At 49.0% G+C, this 21,146-nt stretch carries 19 protein-coding genes; 12 read left to right on the top strand and 7 right to left on the bottom strand.

Translation table 11 applies throughout. The features are described from left to right. The first annotated feature begins 7 nt into the window (after positions 1 to 7). On the top strand, positions 8 to 925 hold the full coding sequence (locus tag KNQ07_RS10330) for an FTR1 family iron permease (RefSeq protein ID WP_214766504.1): 918 nt from the start codon (positions 8 to 10) through the stop codon (positions 923 to 925). After that, positions 922 to 2,304: a hypothetical protein gene (locus KNQ07_RS10325; protein WP_214766502.1), complete on the top strand. Its 1,383-nt coding sequence runs from the start codon at positions 922 to 924 to the stop codon at positions 2,302 to 2,304. The genes KNQ07_RS10330 and KNQ07_RS10325 overlap by 4 nt, the downstream gene beginning before the upstream one ends. A gap of 361 nt (positions 2,305 to 2,665) precedes the next feature. Here the strand turns inward: KNQ07_RS10325 and KNQ07_RS10320 are convergent, their stop codons facing one another. After that, positions 2,666 to 3,226, bottom strand: a complete 561-nt coding sequence (locus KNQ07_RS10320; protein WP_214766500.1) for a GNAT family N-acetyltransferase — start codon at positions 3,224 to 3,226, stop codon at positions 2,666 to 2,668. Between the two features lie 84 nt (positions 3,227 to 3,310). Next, on the bottom strand, positions 3,311 to 3,925 hold the full coding sequence (locus KNQ07_RS10315; RefSeq protein ID WP_214766498.1) for a YitT family protein: 615 nt from the start codon (positions 3,923 to 3,925) through the stop codon (positions 3,311 to 3,313). Between the two features lie 419 nt (positions 3,926 to 4,344). On the opposite strand from KNQ07_RS10315, the gene KNQ07_RS10310 reads away from it, so the two are divergent. From KNQ07_RS10310 to KNQ07_RS10270, 9 genes are all read left to right on the top strand, one after another. Further along, positions 4,345 to 5,697 (top strand): FAD-dependent oxidoreductase, encoded by a 1,353-nt coding sequence (locus tag KNQ07_RS10310; RefSeq protein WP_214766496.1) that lies wholly within the window; start codon positions 4,345 to 4,347, stop codon positions 5,695 to 5,697. A 227-nt stretch (positions 5,698 to 5,924) separates the two neighbouring features. After that, the gene (locus KNQ07_RS10305) at positions 5,925 to 6,809 is read left to right on the top strand and encodes an SDR family oxidoreductase (protein WP_012371702.1); all 885 of its coding nucleotides are present in this window, start codon (positions 5,925 to 5,927) and stop codon (positions 6,807 to 6,809) included. Between the two features lie 122 nt (positions 6,810 to 6,931). Then, positions 6,932 to 7,483 (top strand): maltose acetyltransferase domain-containing protein, encoded by a 552-nt coding sequence (locus KNQ07_RS10300; RefSeq protein ID WP_214766494.1) that lies wholly within the window; start codon positions 6,932 to 6,934, stop codon positions 7,481 to 7,483. A 99-nt stretch (positions 7,484 to 7,582) separates the two neighbouring features. Next, positions 7,583 to 8,479, top strand: coding sequence for a hypothetical protein (locus KNQ07_RS10295; protein ID WP_214766492.1), 897 nt, complete (start codon positions 7,583 to 7,585; stop codon positions 8,477 to 8,479). Between the two features lie 12 nt (positions 8,480 to 8,491). Then, a complete protein-coding gene (locus tag KNQ07_RS10290; RefSeq protein WP_214766490.1) occupies positions 8,492 to 9,175 on the top strand; it encodes a response regulator transcription factor in 684 nt (227 codons plus the stop codon). Further along, entirely contained in the window at positions 9,172 to 10,437 is a 1,266-nt protein-coding gene (locus KNQ07_RS10285; RefSeq protein ID WP_214766488.1) for a sensor histidine kinase, read from the top strand. Before KNQ07_RS10290 ends, KNQ07_RS10285 begins: the two co-directional genes overlap by 4 nt. Before the next feature lie 79 nt (positions 10,438 to 10,516). Beyond that, a complete protein-coding gene (locus tag KNQ07_RS10280) occupies positions 10,517 to 11,596 on the top strand; it encodes a site-2 protease family protein (RefSeq protein ID WP_214766486.1) in 1,080 nt (359 codons plus the stop codon). Positions 11,597 to 11,755: 159 nt separating this feature from the next. Beyond that, a complete protein-coding gene (locus KNQ07_RS10275) occupies positions 11,756 to 13,153 on the top strand; it encodes an MATE family efflux transporter (RefSeq protein WP_214766484.1) in 1,398 nt (465 codons plus the stop codon). A 110-nt stretch (positions 13,154 to 13,263) separates the two neighbouring features. Next, complete coding sequence (locus KNQ07_RS10270; protein WP_214766483.1) at positions 13,264 to 13,836, top strand: 3'-5' exonuclease; 573 nt, start codon at positions 13,264 to 13,266, stop codon at positions 13,834 to 13,836. Positions 13,837 to 13,886: 50 nt separating this feature from the next. Here the strand turns inward: KNQ07_RS10270 and KNQ07_RS10265 are convergent, their stop codons facing one another. From KNQ07_RS10265 to KNQ07_RS10255, 3 genes are all read right to left on the bottom strand, one after another. Further along, complete coding sequence (locus KNQ07_RS10265; protein ID WP_214766481.1) at positions 13,887 to 15,002, bottom strand: NADH-dependent flavin oxidoreductase; 1,116 nt, start codon at positions 15,000 to 15,002, stop codon at positions 13,887 to 13,889. Between the two features lie 103 nt (positions 15,003 to 15,105). After that, positions 15,106 to 17,211: an MMPL family transporter gene (locus tag KNQ07_RS10260; protein ID WP_214766479.1), complete on the bottom strand. Its 2,106-nt coding sequence runs from the start codon at positions 17,209 to 17,211 to the stop codon at positions 15,106 to 15,108. A gap of 62 nt (positions 17,212 to 17,273) precedes the next feature. Then, complete coding sequence (locus KNQ07_RS10255) at positions 17,274 to 18,068, bottom strand: hypothetical protein (RefSeq protein ID WP_148206650.1); 795 nt, start codon at positions 18,066 to 18,068, stop codon at positions 17,274 to 17,276. A 115-nt stretch (positions 18,069 to 18,183) separates the two neighbouring features. On the opposite strand from KNQ07_RS10255, the gene KNQ07_RS10250 reads away from it, so the two are divergent. Beyond that, positions 18,184 to 18,360, top strand: coding sequence for a YycC family protein (locus KNQ07_RS10250; protein WP_012371713.1), 177 nt, complete (start codon positions 18,184 to 18,186; stop codon positions 18,358 to 18,360). A 62-nt stretch (positions 18,361 to 18,422) separates the two neighbouring features. On the opposite strand, the gene KNQ07_RS10245 is transcribed toward KNQ07_RS10250, so the two are convergent. Together KNQ07_RS10245 and pulA are read right to left on the bottom strand one after the other, a co-directional pair. Next, positions 18,423 to 18,905 (bottom strand): hypothetical protein, encoded by a 483-nt coding sequence (locus KNQ07_RS10245; protein ID WP_012371714.1) that lies wholly within the window; start codon positions 18,903 to 18,905, stop codon positions 18,423 to 18,425. Between the two features lie 207 nt (positions 18,906 to 19,112). Continuing rightward, on the bottom strand, positions 19,113 to 21,125 hold the full coding sequence (pulA, locus tag KNQ07_RS10240) for a type I pullulanase (RefSeq protein WP_214766477.1): 2,013 nt from the start codon (positions 21,123 to 21,125) through the stop codon (positions 19,113 to 19,115). Positions 21,126 to 21,146 lie beyond the last annotated feature (21 nt).

Below are 21,146 nucleotides of genomic sequence, written 5' to 3'. Positions count from 1 at the left end.
AAGACATATGGATTTTCAGGCGTTTTTAATCACCCTTCGCGAATGTCTTGAAGCCGTCCTGATCGTCGGCTTGATTCTCGGTTATCTCGATCGACTGAATGCACCACAATATAAAAAATGGGTTTATGCCGGCGTCGGTTTGGCATTACTCGCGAGCCTGGGTGTCGCCTTCTTGTTCCAGGTCGTCTTTACGAGTTTCGCAAGCTTCGGCAGCGATACGTATCTGCGTCTCGGCATCATGATTATCTCCGTCTTCCTCTTGACGCACATGGTCCTGTGGATGGGCAAGGAAGCGAAAGAAAATCAACAGGTCTCCCAGGCGAAGGTCGCGGCCGCTGTTTCGACCGGCAGTGCGATCACGATGATCGTCCATTCCTTCCTCGTCATCGTCCGGGAAGGGATTGAAACGGTGTTCTTTTTCGCCGCGATCTCCGGCGGTGAAATTGAAAAAGTCCTAACGAGCTACGGTGCTGTCTCCGGTCTTCTGCTCGCCTTGATTTTCGGTTACCTGTTCGTTTCCGGGACGATGAAGATTCCCGTCAAACGCTTTTTCCAAGTGACCGGCGTCTTGATTTTGTTCATCGCGGCCGGAATGCTTGTGCAAACGATCGGCCGGTTCCAGGATCTCGGTTTGCTCGGCAGTCTGTTGACGAATGCGGACGGAACACCGGCTGCGCTTTACAATATCGTCGCTTTCATGCCGGAACACTACATCGATCAAGTCCAGTATTTGCGGGACACGGGCAATACGACCTTGATCAGCGGACAAATCGGGACGTTCATGGGCGCGATGTTCGGCTACAGCCACAATCCATCCCTGGAACAAGTCATCGCCTGGTGGGGATACTTTGCTTTCGCCGGTTTCATGCTGACGCGTCAAAATCGGACGTCAAAAACCGCCAAGAAACTGAAGGAGGTTTCTTGACGGTTCAGAGCGGTCATCCACAACGACGTGGACGATCGCTTTTTTTCATCGTTTGCTTGCTGATGCTCGGCTTTATCGGCATCCGTCTCGCATTCGTCAGCCCTTATGTCGCAAGTTACGATATCGCGAACTTCACGCTTGCTGTCGGACAATATGATTTAGCCAATCTGCAACCGCACTTCCCCGGATATCCGTTTTTCATTTTGCTTGCGACCGGTCTGGCCCGGCTCGGTCTCGATCCGGGCCGGGCACTCGGCATGGTCTCGACACTCGGACTCGCAAGCGGTGTAATACCGCTTTATCTCGTATTCAAACGGTATTCTTTTGATACCGTCCGGTTGCTCGGTGCGTTTACGGTCGTCTCGACGGCTTCGCTCGTTACCTTGGCTGCGACCGGTATGTCGGATGGTCTCGCGCTTGGTGTCCTCTGCTGGTTCATGTGGAGTGTCGAACAGGCCCGGTACAATCGTTTCCGCCTTTTGCCGTACCTCCTGTTCGGACTGTTAATGGCAACCAGGCTGTCCTATGCACCGTTCGGCATCATTCTATTGTTTTTACTCTGGCAGGTCCGGCGCGATCCGTGGCAATGGGTGTCAGAAATCGCCGTATTGTTGCTGGCTCAACTCGCCTGGTTGTTACCGGTGGCATTCTCCGTCGGCGGACCGGCGTCCTTCGCCCAGTTATCGCTCAGTTTCGTGACGGGACACTTTTCAGATTGGGGCGGTACAGCACAAACGGATGATGCCTCGCTGCTCGAACGGCTTGGGTTAACACTGAAACAAATCTTCTGGCACGGATTCGGATTGGCGACATGGCTCGGTCTCGCTTCTGTTTTATTCTTGTGCGCTCAGCGGATCCGTCCGCTTCCACTTTGGTGGTCCGTGACCGGAACCGGTTATTTCCTGTGGGTCTGGTTCGCACAAAACATCGATAAGCCGCGGCATACATTACCGCTTATCCTGCTGCTCGTCATTCTGCTCGTCCGCCGACTGTCAGTCCGTTGGCTTGTTCCGTTTTTATGTCTTCAGCTTATAATCGGTAGTATGGCTTTGTATCGACAAGCCCATACTGAGCCGGCAACACTTCAGCTGGCAAAAGCCGTCACTGATTTACCGGCGTCAGCAACGGTCTTTACGGATGAAGAAGACCGGCAATTTTTAATGAAACGACCTGCCGCCACTATCGTTCCGATCGGCTCCGTCAGCAAGTGGCGGGCAGAGCCGAAATCAAAAGAGGTTTACCTGACCGGCCGACTGCTCGATCGGTTACGGGCGGCCGATGTGTCGATTGAAGCGAATGAAGTTTTCCGTTTTGCGAGTGATCCTCGATTTGAACCGGAGGATGCAGAGGCAAGGTTGTATAAAACTTCATTTAATTAAAAATAGCCACAGATAAAAGATTCTTTTTTTCCGTGCTTTCCTCGGGCGAGTCGCAAGCCGCGACTTCTTGACTTGTGGTCAAGGAGCCGGGTCTTGCTTGACTCTGACGTGCGCTAAAACGCACTTTTCCCGTAGGAGTCACGGTCAAAGAATCTTCATCTGTTTTAAGATATTCTATTTAAAATCATACTGCTTTAAAAGACACCATCGTTGAGAAGCAGACAAGACGAAGTCTCCTGCGGGAAAAGCGGAACAGGTGAGACCCGTAAGTCGCGCAGGCTCACGTTTCGCCCGCGGAAAGCGAAGTCTTGTCTGCGTATCAACGATTCTTCAAACGAATTCCAAGTACTTCCTTCGTCATTCAAGTTGAATACGGTCTTTCCATATAGTCAAATTGTCCGCCGCTGATTTCAATCGTCTTGACCGGGACGAACCCAAGACGTCGGTATAAACGTTGTGCACCAGCATTTGTCTGGTCGGCATTTAACGTAAAGGCCCGTAAACCACGCCGCTCTCCTTCATCTGCTGCCGCCTGTAACAGTTCGGATCCGATCCCTTTTCCCCCGTACGCTGCATCAACGGATAAGGTGTCGAGATAATAGACATCCCCTTCCGTTTCCTGGTCAATCTGCACATCCCGTCCTGTCCACTCGCGAAGCTGACGTTTGATCGGCTCATCCAACCGTGCCGCGTCAAATCCTGCATAGGTGATGACAATACCGACGACACGTCCGTCCAGTTCCTTAACGAGAATGTTTTCGTAGCTTAACCGATTTCCCGTTTGCGTGACAAACCACGCGAGCCTCTCCAAAATCAATTCCTTCTCCTGTGTTCCGGTCAACGTCTCCGCAATTTCATGAATCGCCTGTTCAATTAACGGTGCGATTTGTTCCGCATCCTTTTCCGTTGCTTGTCTGATCATTGATTACTCTCCCTTCTTCTGCCTCTTACTCTACTTTATCGTAAAACAAAATCCCTTCTGATATCAGAAGAGATTTTGTTCATTTCATTTCAGTTCAGCTACCGCAGCAGCCGGTGCAGTCACCGGTTCACGTGTCATGACCGAGACGACACGTCCTGCAATCGCGACGGCAAGTAAGGTATACAATGTTAAGCTCAACGGCAAGTAGACGAGTGAAATCAGAAGGACGATAGCGTCAAGACCAAATAAAATCGTCCCGATTGATAAGCCGGTCAGCTTACTGAGTCCCATCGACAACAGATCGTCGCCGCCTGTTGCAGCACCGCTTTTTAAGACAAGTCCGAGACCGTATCCGGTCACGATCCCGCTTGCGATTGCTGCAATCAAGGTTGCCGGCCAAGCCTGCTCCGGAAAATGAAACAGATCCAACCGGTACCACATTTCATAAAATAGCGACAACGCGCCGGCTGAGATCAATGCTTCACCGACAAAGCGTTTGCCTTTAAAATAGAGTGCTCCGATAAAAAACGGAATATCGAGCACAATCATCGAAATCGATGGATTGATGTCAAAAAAGTAGCGTCCGAGCAACGATAAGCCGATAAATCCGCCTTCCGCCAAACCAAACTGTTCATTCAAGGTATAGTAGCCGAACGCCATAAGCAGCGTTCCGGCCAAGATGGTCATAATTCGTTTCATGTGTTGTCCTCTCCCGTATCTTCCATGGGAGAGGATGTAATTGTCCCGTTTGGGTATTCATCTATTTTCGCTCTCCCTGATTTTTTTCAAGCCATTACCTTCCTGTTCAATGAAGATTGGCGCTGCTAAAAATCAGGTAAGCTGAATAGATGATCGGTCCTCTCGGTATCCATCGGTTTCCACCCTTTCACGTTTTGTCTTTCTTATTATAACCCGAACTTCAGAAACTGAAACAGTTTTACACGTTTTTAACATAAACGATACAGGAGACTTGTCTTTTGTTCACCATTTCACATTTTAGACAAATCTATGCTCAATAGTGAACAAAGTACTTGAAAACGACTTTGTGAAGTAATACACTAAGGATATCAAATGAATGTGATTTTTATCACAAACAAAACAAAAAGGGGACTTTACTCATGAAAGTAGCAGTCATCGGTTGTACACACGCAGGAACAGCAGCAGTTAAAGAATTAACTTCACAGCACGAGCAATTGGATATCACCGTTTACGAACGAAACGATAACGTCTCTTTCCTCTCTTGCGGCATCGCGCTTCACGTCGGTGGCGTCGTCGAGCATGCTGAGTCGCTGTTTTATTCTTCACCGGATGAACTGGCTGAGCTTGGTGCAAACATGCGCTTAAAACATGATGTTCTCGAAATCGACAGCACGAATCAAACGATTGTTGCCAAAAACCTCGTAACGGGTGAAACCGTTTATGATACGTACGATAAATTGATCATGACGACGGGTTCATGGCCGATCATCCCGATGTTACCGGGAATTGAACTAAATCAAATCGAGCTCTGTAAAAACTATCACCATGCCCAAACAATCATTAAAAAAGCGACAGATGCAGAGCGGATTACAGTCGTCGGTGCCGGCTACATCGGTGCTGAACTGGTCGAAGCCTTTGAAGCCTACGGTAAAGATGTCACGTTCATCGACAGTGCCGACCGGATTTTAAATAAATACCTGGATCGTTCCTTCACCGACATCATCGAACAGGAACTCACGGACCGCGGTATTCATCTCGAATTGAACCAGACTGTTCAAAGCTTTACCGGTGTTGACGGAAACGTCACACAAGTCGTCACGGATAAAGGAACGTTTGAAACGGATCTCGTCATTCTCTGTGTCGGTTTCCGACCAAGCACGGAACTGTTAAAAGGACAAATCGACATGTTACCGAACGGTGCCATCATCGTCGACGACTATATGCGGACAAGTAATCCGAACATTTTTGCCGCCGGCGACAGCTGTGCTGTCTACTACAATCCGGCCCGGACACACGCGTACATTCCGCTCGCAACGAATGCCGTCCGTATGGGAACACTCGTCGGGAAAAACCTGCTTGCTCCGACAATCCGTTATCAAGGAACGCAAGGAACATCCGGTCTGCGGTTATACGACTTGAATATCGCGTCAACCGGTCTGACGGAAGATGCCGCGCCATTCTTCGGTTTGGAAGTAGCAAGCACGACGGTTCAAGATGCCTATCGTCCTGAGTTTATGCCAACAGCTGAAAATGTCCAATTGAAACTCGTTTATGAAACAACGACTCACCGTCTTGTCGGAGCGCAAATCATCTCAAAAGTTGATTTGACACAAGCCATGAATACATTATCGGTGGCCATTCAAAACGACATGACGCTCGAAGAATTGGCGTTTGTCGACTTCTTCTTCCAACCGCATTACAACAAACCATGGAACCTGCTGAACCAAGCAGCTTTACAAGGCATGAATGATCTGACATCGGAACGCGTTTAATACATCACCTTCCCCTTCTCTCTTCAAAGCGGAGTCCACATCCGTGGATTCCGATTTTTTTATTTTTCATCTAATTAATTCCGATAATCTGTTGCGGCTGCTTTGCCCGGTCTCCTTCCACAGTTGCTAAAAACTTCACTCGGTTAATCAATTGACGTTTAGACGTGAAGTGACAGGGAACATACTTCTTATGCAAACGAAACCACTATCACAGGAGGAATCAGTTCATGTCACAGTCTAACAATCCACTTACACAATATTTCAATGATGACTTCCCGAAACAATATCAGGAGGCGCCGGCTGTCCAGGCAAAAATGGAACCCGTTCCCGATTGTGGTGAAGAAAGCTACAAAGGATCCGGTAAATTAAAAGGCAAAAAAGCTTTGATCACAGGAGGCGATTCCGGAATCGGTCGCGCCGCTGCCATCGCTTATGCCCGTGAAGGTGCCGATGTGTTCCTCAATTATCTTCCGGAAGAGCAGCAAGACGCGGAAGAAGTCAAAGCACTCGTCGAAGCAGCCGGACAAAAGGCATACTTACTTGCCGGTGACCTCAGTGACGAAACGTTCTGTCAACAACTCGTCAAAAAAGCACATGATTCACTAGGCGGAATTGATATTTTGGCACTCGTCGCCGGTAAACAACAAGCTGTCGAGGACATCATGGACCTGTCGACGGAACAACTCCGCAAAACATATGAAATCAACGTCTTTTCATTGTTCTGGGTTGTCAAAGCGGCTCTTCCGCTGTTAAAAGAAGGCGCTTCGATTATCACGACGACTTCGGTTCAAGGATACAATCCAAGTGCGAACCTGCTTGACTACGCGTCAACAAAATTTGCCATCAATGGTTTCACACGCGGACTTGCGAAACAAGTCGCGCCAAAAGGCATCCGCGTCAACTCGGTTGCACCGGGTCCAATCTGGACACCGCTTCAGATTTCAGGAGGACAACCAAGCGAAAACATTCCAGAATTCGGACAGGAAACACCGCTTAAACGAAGCGGTCAACCGGTCGAACTCTCGAGCGTCTATGTCTTCCTCGCTTCGGATGACGCCAGTTATGTAACAGCTCAAATTTATGGTGTCACAGGCGGAATCGAACTCGCTTAATTCATTTTTTTTCAACCAGGCAGCTTTGATGGCGACATCAAAGCTGCTTTTTTGGTTATGAGTTGCTTCTCCCTGCCCGGTTTAGTCTAATGAAGGTATACATATGACAGGAGATGATTCACATGACGGAAAAAGAAAAAATGATTCAAGGTCAATTGTATTTAGCCGGAGATGCGGAACTGGTCGCTGATCGAAAGCGGGCTCAGATGCTTTGTCATCAATTTAATCAACTCAGCATCAACGAGTTACCTGCCCGAAAGTCGCTCCTGCAGGAACTGTTCCAAATCGAGCAGACCGATTTTTACATCGAACCGTCTTTTAAATGTGATTACGGCTACAACATTACATTCGGCGCACGGTTTTATGCCAATTACGATTGTGTGCTGCTCGACATTTGTCCGATTACGATCGGCGACAACTGTATGTTCGCTCCAGGTGTCCATATTTATACGGCGACGCATCCGCTCGATCCGGTCGAACGCAACAGCGGTTACGAATTCGGAAAACCGGTCGTCATCGGGGATAACGTCTGGATCGGTGGACGTGCCGTCATCGCACCGGGTGTAACGATCGGTGACAATGCTGTCATCGCAGCCGGAAGTGTCGTCGTCAAAGATGTTGCTCCGAATACGGTGGTCGGAGGAAATCCGGCCCGCTTCATCAAATCGATTTAATTTCTCATCAAATTTTAATCTAATCCTCAGTCTCCTCTCACGTACGGGCGCTATTCTAAGAATAAGAAAAGCAGCTACCACTACGGAGGAGGAATTATCATGACAAACGAAAAACGTACGGACAAACCTAAAAAGAACATTGTAAAACGAGGACTCGCTTCGATTGCTATCACAGGGACCGTTTTGACAGGCGCAGGCGCCTTCTTGCTGTTCACCGGTCCAGGACATTCGCTTATCAATTCAACGGTTACGACGTCAGAACAAGTGGAACAAAAAGTCGAAGCCGCTTCAACAAAAATATCAAGTAACGTCAAACAGTCGCTTCCAAGCTCATTCCAGGATGATGATCAGGAAATGGAAGGAACGTTAAAAGAAGTAACCGACAATTCTGTTACGATTACCCGCAACGGATCGGATCAATCTTATTCGTTCGCTTCCTCCGCTGAAATCGAACAGGCACAAGCCGGCGACTGGATTAAAATCGAACTCAATCAGGACGGTCTTGTCCGGGAACTCGAACGCGAAGATGACCGCAACGACCAAGATGGTCGAGATAATGATTCCGCCGATGACCGCAATGAAGTGAACGGTGTCGTCAAAGAATTATCGAATGAACAAATCGTTTTGACGCAAAACGGTTCCGATCAAACGTACCGCTTCATCGAGCAGGCAGAACTTGAACAGGCGCAAGCCGGGGACCGCGTGAAACTGGAATTGAACGCGGACGGTCTCGTCCGGGAACTCGACCGGGAAGATGCGGATGACCAGGACGCTCGAAGCGATGACCGTCAAGACGATGCGACGGATGACCGAGATATCCGCGGTTCATTGGTTCGTGTGACCGACTCACAAGTCGTCATTGAACAAAACGGTAAAAATGTGACGTTTGAACGGGCACAAAACATGGAACAGGATAATGATGTGCAGATTGATTCACCCGTCGAACTGGAATTGAACGGTTCACGACAAGTGACAGAAATCGACGAACAGTCGTAAGGAGGACAATGTATGACACCTACCATCTTAATCGTCGAGGACGATTCGAAAATCGCCCGATTGCTCGAACTGGAATTAAACCATGCCGGATACGCGACGCAGGTCGCCTTCAACGGTAAAGATGGCTTAGCAGCTGCTGAGACTGACATCGATCTCGTCTTACTCGACGTGATGATGCCGGAGCTCAGCGGCTTCGAGGTGCTTCGCCGGCTCCGAGCAAACGGTAATCCGGTTCCGGTCATCCTGTTGACGGCACGGGGAGAAGTGTACGATAAGGTTGCCGGACTTGATCTCGGGGCCAATGATTACGTGACGAAACCGTTTGAAATCGAAGAACTGTTGGCACGGATCCGCGGGTTACTCCGTTTGACGATCCGTACAGCGGTCGAAACCAATCAACTGCATTACGCCGATCTCTTACTCCATTTGGACCGGCATGAAGCGTTTCGAAGTGATGTTCCGCTCGATTTGACGCCACGTGAATTTGATTTGTTGTCTTATCTGATGGAAAACAAGGAGCACGTTTTGACCCGTGAGCAAATTCTCAATCGGGTCTGGGGTTATGATTACTTCGGGGAAACGAATATCGTCGATGTTTACATCCGGTATTTACGCAAAAAAATGGACCGCCATCAGCCTTCCCTTATCCAGACGGTTCGGGGAATCGGTTATGTTTTGAGGGAGGAGAAAGGATGAAGTTGCGGACGAAACTCGCCTTATCCGTCACATTGTTCACGACCCTTTTATTGCTGTTGTCTTTTTTAGTCGTCACGTATGTCGTCCGTGATCATTTGATCGAATCCCGCTTCACGCAACTCGAACAAGCGGAAGAACTGATGGAGGATGATTCGACGACCCGGGCGTTATTGACACTTCATGAAGATTCCGTCGTCCTGTCGCGGAGTGACGGACGCTGGGTCATCGCGAACGATGAAGAGGAGGATGATTCCGCTACTGTCAACGGTGATGTCCGGGCACGCGATCTTCCCGGTATCCCGACGACCCGCGACGAACCGTTCAAATCCGGTGACTGGTTTGGCGTCGTCCATCAAGATCAGGCGTATCTATTTGAAGACGATACGGTGGATGATACGGTCTCGACGCTGATTTTCGCCTTTTCGATCGTCCTGATCGCCGCCGTCATCATTGCCTTTCTCAGCAGTTTTTTCATCGCCTATCAAACGTTGCGTCCACTCCGTCAACTCGGTCAGACGATGGAACGGATTTCCGACTCCGGCACACTTGAAACTGTTCCGGAACAGCAAAATGATGAAATCGGACAACTCGGAAAAGTCTTTAACCGGATGATCGGCCGTGTCGATCAAACAATGGAACAGCAACGGCAGTTCGTCGCCGATGTTTCACATGAGATGAAGACACCACTGACCGTCATCGAAGGGTATGCAAAGCTCCTGAAACGCTGGGGTAAAACAAATCCTGACGTCCTTGAAGAATCCATCAGCAATATTCTGAACGAAACGCATACGATGCGGAGTGGACTGATTGAACCGATGCTCGAATTATCACGGCTCGGCTACGGCGAAACAACGACAGAAACCATCGATTTGAAACAGCTCGGCGCCGAGGTCGCGGACCGGATGCACCATGCCTATGCCATCACGATTCCCGTGGATGCGATCGGTACCGTTACGGCCAATCACGAGGCACTCGTCCGGATTTTGACGATTTTCATCGATAATGCGATCAAATACGCTAAAGATCCGGAAATCCGTCTCCGACCGGACCGGCTTGAGGTCCTGGACCGCGGCACCCACTTATCTGACGCGCAGCGCGCTCGTTTGTTTGATCGGTTTTACCGGCTCGATGAAGCACGTGACCGGTCCGGCAGCGGTCTGGGTCTGTCGATTGCGGCCGCTTTGGCGGAACATCATCAGCTGTCGGTCGGCAGTGAGGCCCGCCCGGACGGCGGCAGCTGTTTTTACATCACCTGTCGCTGAACACTCGGAATGAAACCTTCCCTCGTCTTTTGGCGTACACTAGAGACAAGAGTCAGATGAGGAAAGAAGGTTATGAACAATGGCTAAAAAACGTTGGGGAGGCTTAGCCGTCGCCGGAGCATTTCTGCTCTCAAAAGGTAAAGTGCTGCTCGCTCTCTTAAAATTCTCTAAATTTGGCGGAACGTTAATCTCGTTCGGAATTTCGTTATTGTTTTACGCACAAATTTTCGGCGTCTGGTTTGGCGTCGGCTTATTGTATCTGTTGTTCATTCACGAAATGGGGCATCTCGCAGCCGCCAAACGGCTAGGCTTCAAGACAGGACCGGCCATCTTTGTGCCGTTCATGGGAGCTGTCATCGGAATCAAGGATACATTCCGGACACCGAAACAAGAAGCGATTTTGGCTTACGGTGGACCGTTTGCCGGATTACTTTCCCTCATTCCGCTTTTAATCGGATATGCGGTGACCGGAAACGATTTTTGGCTTGTCATCTTCCACTTGGGTGCCTTGCTGAACCTGTTTAATCTGCTGCCGGTCAGCCCGCTTGACGGCGGACGGATTTTAGCCGGTCTGCCGATTGTCGTCTGGATCGCCGGTCTCGCGGCCTTGATTGCCTACGGTATCACCCATTTCAGCATTATTCTGTTGTTGATTGCTTTCCTTGGCGGAAGTGCAGTCTGGAAACGATATCAGTTCGCTAAACAATATGAGAACAACAAATCGGTTCTGATGTTATACCGGGCAGCCCGCAACCGTGTTCTGCAGGCGAAAGTCGAGCAGGAACACGCGACCGCAACAGAAACCGGTTCGGACGAAATGATTGATGAAACGGACGACACAACGGTTTCCACTTATGATCCGATTGCCTGGTCACTCCGGCACGACCTCCAGGATTTACGGAGCGCCAGTCCGGAAGACGCAAAAAGTGCTGCCGATGAGTTGCTCCGCTATCAATATGACTCGGCCAATGATTATGATGCTTTGATCCGTCGACTTGACCAACGGATTGAACCGTTACTCGAGGCTGAAAAATCAGTTGAATACCATCAGATGCCAAAGAAACAACAGACGATTACGCTGTTTGCTTACCTGGCTCTCGGTGCGATTCTCTTCATTGCATTTGAATACTCAAAAGGATATCTTCCGACGCCATCCTAAGCGGTCGCGACATTTAAACAGACACTCCGTCGTTCATATCCGGAGTGTCTTTTAATCGTTTTGCACATTGCTTGATTCGATTACTTGCATCCGTCCGGGGAAGCGACTAATCTGAATGAAAATCTATGTCCCTGTTTTGAAAAAAAGGAGGCTCTCCTGATGATGAATAAAAATACGGCACGTTTGGGAGAAGCACCCATCAATAAACTCCTGATCGGCCTGTCGCTCCCGGCGATGATCGGGATGCTCGTGACCGCCCTGTACAATATCGTCGACACGATTTTTGTCGCCCAGGGAATCGGAACGGTTGCCGTCGCTGCTGTCGGTATCGCTTTTCCCGTCCAGCTTGTCTTGATGGCGATTTCGAATTCGGTTGGTATCGGCGGTGCAGCCATTGCTTCTCAGCGGCTCGGTCAAAAAAATCTGGCCGGTGCCAGCAGAGCCTATGCGAATGTCCTGATGACCGTCTTCGTCGTCAGTATGCTTGCGATTATCACGGCCTTCATCTTCGTCGAACCGTTGTTACGAGTGTTCGGTGCGACGCCGGAAATCATGCCGTACAGCATTGATTTCCTCCGGGTCCTGTTACTCGGTTCCCCGTTCTTCATGTTGACGATGGCTTCCAGTGCCATGCTTCGGGCAGAAGGACGGGCCAGTTATCAAATGCGGGTCATGCTGACGACGGTCGCAATCAACATCGTCCTGACTCCGCTGTTTATTTTCGGACTCGACTGGGGCATTCAAGGTGCCGCTCTCGGGACAGTTGTTGCGCAAATCGTCGGATCCGTCCTGATTTTCCGATTCTTTTTTACGAAATCAAAAAAGACGAGTCTAGTCCTTGACCGGGAAGCGTTCCGGTTTGATCCGAAACTGGTCGGCCGGATGGGACAAATCGGCTCTTCTTCTTTTATCATGCAAGTATCACAGTCGATTTTGTTCATCACCGTCAATCATATGCTCGTCCGTTACGGTGGTACGACAGAACTCGCAACCTTTGCCGTCATCAATAAGTTCATGGCACTCGTCGGAATGCCGATCATGGGCATCGTCCAAGGCATGCAACCGATTGTCGGGTATAATTTCGGATCGAAACAGTTTGACCGGATGTCACAAGCCATCAAACTGGCCATTCGTTACGGCTTGACGTCATCCATCACCCTATGGCTGTTGATTCAGCTGTTTCCCCGTTTTTGGGTCGGGATGTTTACGGAAGACGCGACGTTACTTAACGAAGGTTCGACTGCGATGCGGATTTTATTCGCCATTTCATTCGTGTATGGCATTCAGATGATTGTCAACGGTATGTATCAATCGCTCGCCAAGGCACGGATCGCCCTGTTCCTGTCGCTCTCACGGCAGACCTTATATACGATTCCGCTCGTTCTGATCTTACCGATGTTCTTCGGCGTACAAGGAGTTTGGTTCGCCTTTCCGATCGCCGATTTGATGGCGGTTTTAACGGCAGTTGTCTTTGCCTACCGTGACCGGATCATGCTCTTTAAGCCGGATGAGTATGCAGCACCGGAAGAACAGGAAAAAGCGGCACAAGCCAAATAACCAAAAAGTCCGTTCTGTCTTAAAGGCAGACGGACTTTTTGGTTAAAATAAAAAGACGAACATGCATTCTAAATCAAAATACGGTATGCTGTTTAAAAAGGAGAGATGACATGCCACCTTATACCTTAGCGATTGATTTTGAAACCGCGAACCGAAACAGCCGCAGCATCTGTGCCTTCGGCTGGTCTGTTTTATCCGAAGGACGCGTCGTGACGAGCGAGCAGGTTCTGATTAATCCGGAAGAAGATTTTGATGCCGGCAACATCCGTGTCCACGGCATTCGCCCGAGTGACGTCTGGGATGCACCGGCCTTACCGGAAGCAATGGAAGCACACGGATTGTTTAAGTTAATCGAGAAGGCCGAACTTGTCATTGCCCATAATGCGGCTTTTGATATGGGAGCGCTCCAAAAAGCCGTTCAAAAATATGACTTATATCAAATGCCGGCGTTTCAATATGGCTGTACGGTTAAACTGTCACGCAAGCTGTATCCATGGTTACCGAACCATAAGTTAAATACGATGGCGGAATTTTTAAATGTTTCGTTTAAGCACCATGATGCGAAAGAAGATGCCTACATCTGTGCTTTATTACTGCAGGATATGTTTGACCGGACGAATATCGAACATCCGGTCGAACTACACCGTTTTTGTGGCGTTCGGATGGGTGAAGTCGCTTACTGATGCTAAAAAAGGAGCCACTCAAAATTCTGAGTGGCTCCTTTTCGTATTTCTTATTTCGTTGTTTGTTTAATCGGGAACCAGCCTGGACGGCTCGTGATTCCCTGCCATAGTGCATCCGGTACGACGAGTTCCGCCTGTGCCGACGGATCGAGTTCTGTCCGGATCGATTCCGTTTCACCAGCTTCGACTTTTTCGACCCATTTCGGTTCCATGATTAACTCACGGCCCAGGGCGACGAGTGGCACGACTTCAAGCGAACGCTCGACTTCTTCCGGTGTATGGAGTGAACCGACACCGATAACTGGAACCTGTTGACCGACACGCTCTTGAACTAAGCTTATTGGCGAACGTGTTTCGTTTTGATCACGAATTGATCCGGCAAAGAAGTCCATCACAGAAACGTGCAGGTAGTCGAGATCTTTTTTCGCAAGTGCATCAACGAGTTGCATCGTATCGTCGAGTGTAATTCCCGGATTTTCAACTTCTTCCGGTGAGAAACGGTAACCGACGATGAACGAAGGATCTTGTTTTGCAACGGCTTCAACCGCATCGACGACGGCTAGTGGGAAAGCAAGACGTTTTTCAAGACTGCCGCCCCATTTGTCCTCACGACGGTTCGAATGCGGAGAAACGAATTGTTGAATTAAGTACGTGTTCGCACCATGAATCTCCACTCCATCAAATCCGGCTTCCATTGCCCGGCGTGTCGCTTGACCGAACGCTTCGATGATCGCTTCGACTTCTGCTGCTTCCAGTGCACGTGGTGTCATTGCGCCTTCACGTTCTGGTGCTACTGCACTTGCGCTGACGGTTTGTCCGCCGACGAGTTCCGGTGGTGCCATACGACCCGCGTGGAAAATTTGCAGAATCGCTTTTGCGCCTTGATCTTGGATTGTTGTCGCGAGACGTTTCAGGCTCGGAACCAATTCGTCGCGCTCCGCGCCAAACTCATTCGGGAATCCTTGACCGTCTGATGTGACGTTAGCACATGCTGTGATGACTGTACCGACTCCACCTGAACGTGCTGCGTAATAGGCAAGCTCCGCTTCTGAAACTTCACCGTTTTCTTCTGCCGCGTAGTTCGTCATCGGCGCCATCATAATCCGGTTTTTAAGGGTCACTCCGTTTGGAAGTGTAAACGTATCAAACATCTTTTCATTAGCCATTGAAGCATATCCTCCTCTGAAATCTTAACTTGAATATCGTCAGTATACGCCCGCTCTGCTTTAAATGACTAATGATGTGCTTCACTGATGTTCTGAACGCTGATCAGATCCGGTACTTCCGTTTCCGCCGCCCGCCCGGCCACCACCAGTTCCAGTGTCCGAACAGCTTCATCAGCGCCGGAACGAGGAACATGCGGACGATCGTCGCATCAATGAAGATCGCAAGCGCAATTCCGACACCAAGTTGCTTGATCGGACTGACGCCGGTAAAGGCAAAGGCCCCGGTGACGACAATCATGATTAAGGCGGCTGAAGTGATGATTTTACTTGTCTTCGCCAGTCCCATTTCCGTCGCGAGATCATTATCTCCGGTCTCATCGTAGTATTCTTCCATCCGTGAGACGAGAAACACTTCGTAATCCATCGACAGACCAAACACCAGCGAGAAGATGAAGACCGGTGTTAAAATACCAATTGTCTCGGCCGGGAATACCCAACCGGACTCAAACAAAATGACAAGCAACCCGAATGTGGCACCGAGGCTGAGCAGATTCATCAAAATCGCTTTGATCGGAATCAAGATCGACTGGAATGCAAACAACAGGATGATGAATGTGGCAAGTAAGACAAGACCTAACGCGAGCGGCATCTTCGAGTAGATTTCATCATAAATTTCCTGATTGAAGGCCGCCGGTCCTCCGACCTGATAGCCCTGGTCCCGTACTTCACGGACCCATTTTTGTGAACTCTTGTCTCCCGGATCTCCCGTCAACTTGACGTTAACCCGGGCAATTCCTGAATCAAACGCAATCAACGATGCTAACTGTTGTTTCCCTTGTTCACTTGCGGCAATCTGAGTCACGCTCTGTCCGTTCGCTTCCGCCAGTGACGTCGCTGAGATGACGCTGCTGACTCCGGCATCTGCTTCGAGACGTGTCGTCAATGCTTCCAGTTTTTCGACACCCTGTTCTGTTTGAAAATCAGCTTTCAGCAAGACAACGGCATCCGTTCCGTCGTCCCCGAAGGTTTTTTCCCACGCTTCAAAGGCAAGGCGCGATTCATAATCTTCCGGCAAAGCACTCGCTTGCGGAATGTTCAGTTCCAAATCACGCAACGGAATTAAACACGGCAACAGCAATAGAAGTGAAAAGATGGTAATGGCGACCGGACGTTTCATGACGAACCGGGCGAGCTTACGCCACCTGACTTCTCCCTGCTCCGAATCCGCTTTGAAAATCCGGCCCTTTTCCAGACTCCCGCCCAGTAATGCCAGCAAAGCCGGAAGTAAGGTTACGGCGCTGATGACAGCACCAAGCACCGAGACCAATGTTCCGATCGCAACTGCTTGAAAGACGTCGACGTCAATGACAAGTAATCCCGCCAATCCGACAAAAACACAAATTCCGGAAAATAAAATGGATCGTCCGGCCGTCGCCACCGAAACTTCCGCCGCTTCCGTAATCGATCGTCCGGCTGTCCGTTCTTCCCGGAACCGATTGACATACAGCAGGGAAAAATCAATTCCGAGGGCAAGTGAAATCATCGCTACGGCATTTAAGACAAAGATGGATAATTCCTGTTGTCCGGCGATGAAATACAGTGTTCCGGCCCCGAAGATGAATGTGACGAGTCCCATGATGAGCGGCAAGATAGCCGCGAGCGGTGTACCGAAAACGAGAAACAGGACCAGTAAGGCTGCCGGGACGCCAATCAATTCAGCACGGACCAAATCATTTTTGGACGCTGTATTCAAATCGTCAACGATCAACGGCTCCCCTGTCAGTCGAATCGTACTGCCGTCCTGCGGATCGAGTTTTTGTTGTACTGTCTTGACCCAAGAGGAATCAATGTCCGGTATCCCGATCGAGACATATCCTTTCCCGTCTTTGAATGCTTCTGGATTTTCCTGCGGACCGACGACCTGTCCGACACCTTGAATCGTCCGAAACGCTTTGACGTGGCGTTCCATTTCCTGCCGGATGCTTTCTTTTTCCCCTTCAAACAACACGATAATTTGGTGAGGATCCTGCTTAAATTCCTTTTCTAACGTGCGTTCGACTTGTTGAAATTCCCCGTCCCGCGTAAAGCCGTTTCCTTTCAGCTGATCCGGCAGCTGCACTGCAAAATAACCGAGGATCAGCAACAATACCACCCAAGTCACGCTGATGCCTTTTCGAAAACGGACTACGTATCGACCAAAACGTTCCATCTGTCATCTTCCTCCCTGTATACAAGAAACACATCCTTCGCCTGCTGCGACAAAGGATGTGTTTACGTCTTCTGAAAAATTTGGAGCCACGTATTTCCGAAATTTGCCGACGTCGAGACGATGGCCAGTCGTTGCGCCGATTCATCCAGTAAGATCGTCTTTAACAGGATAGATGACTGGCATCCATCAAATTTAAATTTCAGTTGCTCTTTTTCGTACAGATAAAATCGATTGGCATCCGTTACAGAAAACAGATGTTCCCGGCTGTCGACCAGCAAATAATCATCGTACTCGGAAAACGGAATCAATTGTTCCTGTTCCGTAAACGCATCCCAAATGACATAACGCGCTTGATTCACATCATAGGAAATCATCGTTCCCGGTGCCAGCAGACGTTCAAACGCATACTGCGGGTCATACCCCCGTTCAATCAAACGTCCTAATAAAGGAGCTTCGTCATAATCCGAAAAAGTTCCTTCCTGTTTTTCAAAATCATAACGTACGACATCGGTTTCAGCCGAATACATAAAAATTTGTTCGCCTCGCCATTCATAAAGATTACTGAACCAAGCGTCCGCAAAGTGGCTGGGACGATTCATATATTGGAGACGTCCGTCTCTTAAATCGAGTAAACCAAACAATGAAGTTTCTTCAAAAACGATGAACACACGGTATCCGTCCGGTTCAAAGAACCAGGTAAACGGAACATACGCACATGCTGTCTCCCACCGTATTCTCAAATCCAAATCACATTTTGTAAATCCGCCTTGATCCCGGTATAAAACCAGATCATCACCGAATCGGTCAAAAAGTGAAACAGATTCATGGAACAACAGCTCAGCGGCTGGTTTATACATACGCATCACTTCCTACTCCCTACGGTATCAACCTTCTTCATTTCTAGCTACTGTCGATGCGCTCGAAGAGCATGTCCTGTATACTTAAAGGAAACAAAAAGGAGGTCTACACACAATGAAACCCCTACAACTGTCTGCTGATACAGCTGTTGAACTTTCGAAACGTCTCAATGTGCCGCTCGAACAGTTAATGCATATGCCGCGGCATATTTTAATACAAAAACTGGTCGAATTAGAAGCGGAACAATCCGACTCTTCTTCTGCGGATGATACATCTTCAGAAGACAAATGATACAAATATGCCCTTCTTTCGTGCGCTGGCCGCATAAAAGAAGGGCATTGTTCTTTATAAAATTAAGATTGTGGATTATATTCAGACTTTCCATAACGGAATACATTAACAATCGCTTTTCCATCACTCGGATAACCGTTCGGATGATCGATCGGAAACAACGAGAAGAAAATGAAATAGAACGAGAAATAGGCGAATTGATACGTAAAGATCGAAGCCTCGAAGACACCCGCATAAATCAAACCGTTTACGATCAGGATACTCGCCAGATTGAAGATGGCTCCACCGGCGTAAACCATGATGTTCGTAAACTTATTTTCGTGACGAAGCGCCTCGTACTGACACCACCCGTCCCAAAAATAAACGCGGTTCAAGCGGATTGGACCGACGCGTAACAAGGATTTTCCCGATCCGATATTGATTTCCATGTTACCGCCAAACAGACGTGCAAAAAAGTAATGACCCATCTCATGAATTAACGTGACGATTGGTAAGAGTAAAAAAAACGAGAAGAAAAATTTCCAGATATCATTGAAACCAAACATACGATACATCCTTTCAAAAAAACCAGCACTCTAAATACTACTTATAGTATGTTCCCGGAAGTCATGAATTAAAACAGTAAACTTAGAAATTCATTAAGTCATTCTGATGACACCGCAACACGACTGTCACGTCATGCACTACGGCTAAATCAAAAAAAAATCGGAGTCCACATCAGCGAACCCCGATTCTTACAAGCGTCTTATGCATCATTTATTATTTTTACGTCGTTTGTTCGCTGCATAGAGCAAACCAAGAATCGTCAGTGCGGCACCGCCTGCCACTGCATATTTCTTATAGTCTGCTTTTCGTTCGGCAATCACCGTCGTCGATAAGGCTTTCACGACAAGTTGTTTTTCTTCGTGTAGACGGGGGGCGTGGATTTTTACGACCCCTTCTTCGACGAGAATTTCGAACTCGCCGCTCGGTAACTCGATTGTCACATCATGGTCCGTCGCATTGTGATATACCCGCTGACGCTCCACATATCCTTCGTACGTCCGCTTCAATTCATACGCAATGATACCTTCCCCTTCTTCGAGGAAGCGGAGATGTTTCCGAATCATTGCTGTATTTTCCAGACGGAACATCGGATACTGGCGCCGCAGGGCAATCAATCCTTTGACATATTCGACGCCGGCACGGAATTGTTCCGCGCGCTCATAATCCAATTGATTCACGACTTCTCCGGAATTAAAACTGTCCCGAATCCCGTTTTTCGTCCGGAAAAACTCCTGCCCTGCATGTAAAAACGGAATACCTTGGCCGGTTAAGATAATCGCATTCGCTAGCATTTGCCGCTTTCGACGGATTTCATCCGTATCTTCCGGTTTTGACACGGACAATTTGTCCCAAATCGTTAAATCATCATGGGCTTCAACATACGAAACGACCTGATTCGGTTCATCCGCAAAGCCTTGCGAAGAGACGTTTCCGGCGATTCCCCGTTTGACTTCATTCGTCCGCTCGAAAGCCCCGCTGATGAATCCCCGGTCAGCCGGTGTCTGAACGTCACCTTTGACACCGTCACGTAATCCGTTGTTGAAATGAGCGATTCCCGGCATCTGCGGCGCATTAAAGTAGTTGGCTTTTTGATCGGCTGCGAGTGGTGTGTCAAGATCCCACCCTTCCCCGATAATCAAAATCGACGGGTCAATCCGGTCAAGGGCATGACGAACCTGATTCATCGTTTCGACGTCATGTAAGCCCATCAAATCGAACCGGAATCCGTCCAGATGATACTCTTTCGCCCAATAGGTCACACAATCAAGAATGAATTTCCGCATCATAAAGCGTTCTGATGCTGTGTCGTTCCCGCAGAAACTTCCGTTTGAAAGTGTTCCGTCCGCTGCCTGCCGGAAAAAGTAACCCGGAACGAATTGTCCAAGTGGTGCCGTTTCCGCATCATAGACATGATTAAAAACGACGTCCATTACAACGCGAATGCCTCGATCGTGCAAGGCTTGAATCAAGGCTTTTAATTCCCGGATCCGTGCTGCCGGATCATCCGGATTCGACGAATAGGATCCTTCCGGCGCAAAGTAATTGACGGGATCATATCCCCAGTTGTAGTTATCCGGATCATTTGGTGCCGCTTCATTGACTGAACCGAAATCATAAATCGGAAGAAGTTGGACATGCGTCACACCTAGGTCCGTCAGATAATCAAGACCCGTCAATCCGCCTGCCGGTGTCCGTGTTCCCGCTTCCGTTAATCCGCGGAATGTGCCCCGCTCGATGACCCCACTCGCCGGATGGCTCGTCGCGTCCCGAACATGCAATTCATAGATGACAGCGTCTTGTGACGAATGGAACAAAGGACGTTCCTCAATCCAACGTTCCGGGTGAATCGCCGACGGATCGATTAATGCCCCCCGTTTGCCATTGGTCCCGACTGCTTTCGCGTACGGATCGACTGCTTCGACTTTCTGTCCGTTGATGCTGGCTTGAAACGTATAAAAGTAACCTTCATACACAGCGCGATCCAGTTCGACGACGAATGTCCCCTGCTGATCTGCCGTCAATTCAAGTTCTTCAACTTTCCTTGCCCGCAATGTCCGGTACAAACGAATTACGACACGTTCCGCCGTCGGTGCCCATAAACGGACACGTATCGTATGCTCATCAAACGTCGCTCCTAAATCCGATCCTTTATAGGCATAGCGCTCATCCAACTCTTCCGGTGTGAGCGTCAACATATCTGCTGTTTGTTTCAAAGCCATGCACCCCTTTCATTTCATGGT

Source organism: Exiguobacterium sp. s145, assembly GCF_018618835.1.
GTDB classification, from domain to species: Bacteria; Bacillota; Bacilli; order Exiguobacteriales; family Exiguobacteriaceae; genus Exiguobacterium_A; species Exiguobacterium_A artemiae.
Note: the sequence above shows the minus strand (reverse complement) of the source record. Positions and strands in the feature narration are given on the sequence as shown.

Bases quoted from the DNA above. Each gene is read 5' to 3' on its own strand.
- KNQ07_RS10330 (WP_214766504.1), top strand. From the start codon at position 8: ATGGATTTTCAGGCGTTTTTAATCACCCTTCGCGAATGTCTTGAAGCC.
- KNQ07_RS10320 (WP_214766500.1), bottom strand. From the start codon at position 3,226: ATGATCAGACAAGCAACGGAAAAGGATGCGGAACAAATCGCACCGTTA.
- KNQ07_RS10315 (WP_214766498.1), bottom strand. From the start codon at position 3,925: ATGAAACGAATTATGACCATCTTGGCCGGAACGCTGCTTATGGCGTTC.
- KNQ07_RS10310 (WP_214766496.1), top strand. From the start codon at position 4,345: ATGAAAGTAGCAGTCATCGGTTGTACACACGCAGGAACAGCAGCAGTT.
- KNQ07_RS10305 (WP_012371702.1), top strand. From the start codon at position 5,925: ATGTCACAGTCTAACAATCCACTTACACAATATTTCAATGATGACTTC.
- KNQ07_RS10300 (WP_214766494.1), top strand. From the start codon at position 6,932: ATGACGGAAAAAGAAAAAATGATTCAAGGTCAATTGTATTTAGCCGGA.
- KNQ07_RS10295 (WP_214766492.1), top strand. From the start codon at position 7,583: ATGACAAACGAAAAACGTACGGACAAACCTAAAAAGAACATTGTAAAA.
- KNQ07_RS10290 (WP_214766490.1), top strand. From the start codon at position 8,492: ATGACACCTACCATCTTAATCGTCGAGGACGATTCGAAAATCGCCCGA.
- KNQ07_RS10285 (WP_214766488.1), top strand. From the start codon at position 9,172: ATGAAGTTGCGGACGAAACTCGCCTTATCCGTCACATTGTTCACGACC.
- KNQ07_RS10280 (WP_214766486.1), top strand. From the start codon at position 10,517: ATGGCTAAAAAACGTTGGGGAGGCTTAGCCGTCGCCGGAGCATTTCTG.
- KNQ07_RS10275 (WP_214766484.1), top strand. From the start codon at position 11,756: ATGATGAATAAAAATACGGCACGTTTGGGAGAAGCACCCATCAATAAA.
- KNQ07_RS10270 (WP_214766483.1), top strand. From the start codon at position 13,264: ATGCCACCTTATACCTTAGCGATTGATTTTGAAACCGCGAACCGAAAC.
- KNQ07_RS10265 (WP_214766481.1), bottom strand. From the start codon at position 15,002: ATGGCTAATGAAAAGATGTTTGATACGTTTACACTTCCAAACGGAGTG.
- KNQ07_RS10260 (WP_214766479.1), bottom strand. From the start codon at position 17,211: ATGGAACGTTTTGGTCGATACGTAGTCCGTTTTCGAAAAGGCATCAGC.
- KNQ07_RS10255 (WP_148206650.1), bottom strand. From the start codon at position 18,068: ATGTATAAACCAGCCGCTGAGCTGTTGTTCCATGAATCTGTTTCACTT.
- KNQ07_RS10250 (WP_012371713.1), top strand. From the start codon at position 18,184: ATGAAACCCCTACAACTGTCTGCTGATACAGCTGTTGAACTTTCGAAA.
- KNQ07_RS10245 (WP_012371714.1), bottom strand. From the start codon at position 18,905: ATGTTTGGTTTCAATGATATCTGGAAATTTTTCTTCTCGTTTTTTTTA.
- pulA (WP_214766477.1), bottom strand. From the start codon at position 21,125: ATGGCTTTGAAACAAACAGCAGATATGTTGACGCTCACACCGGAAGAG.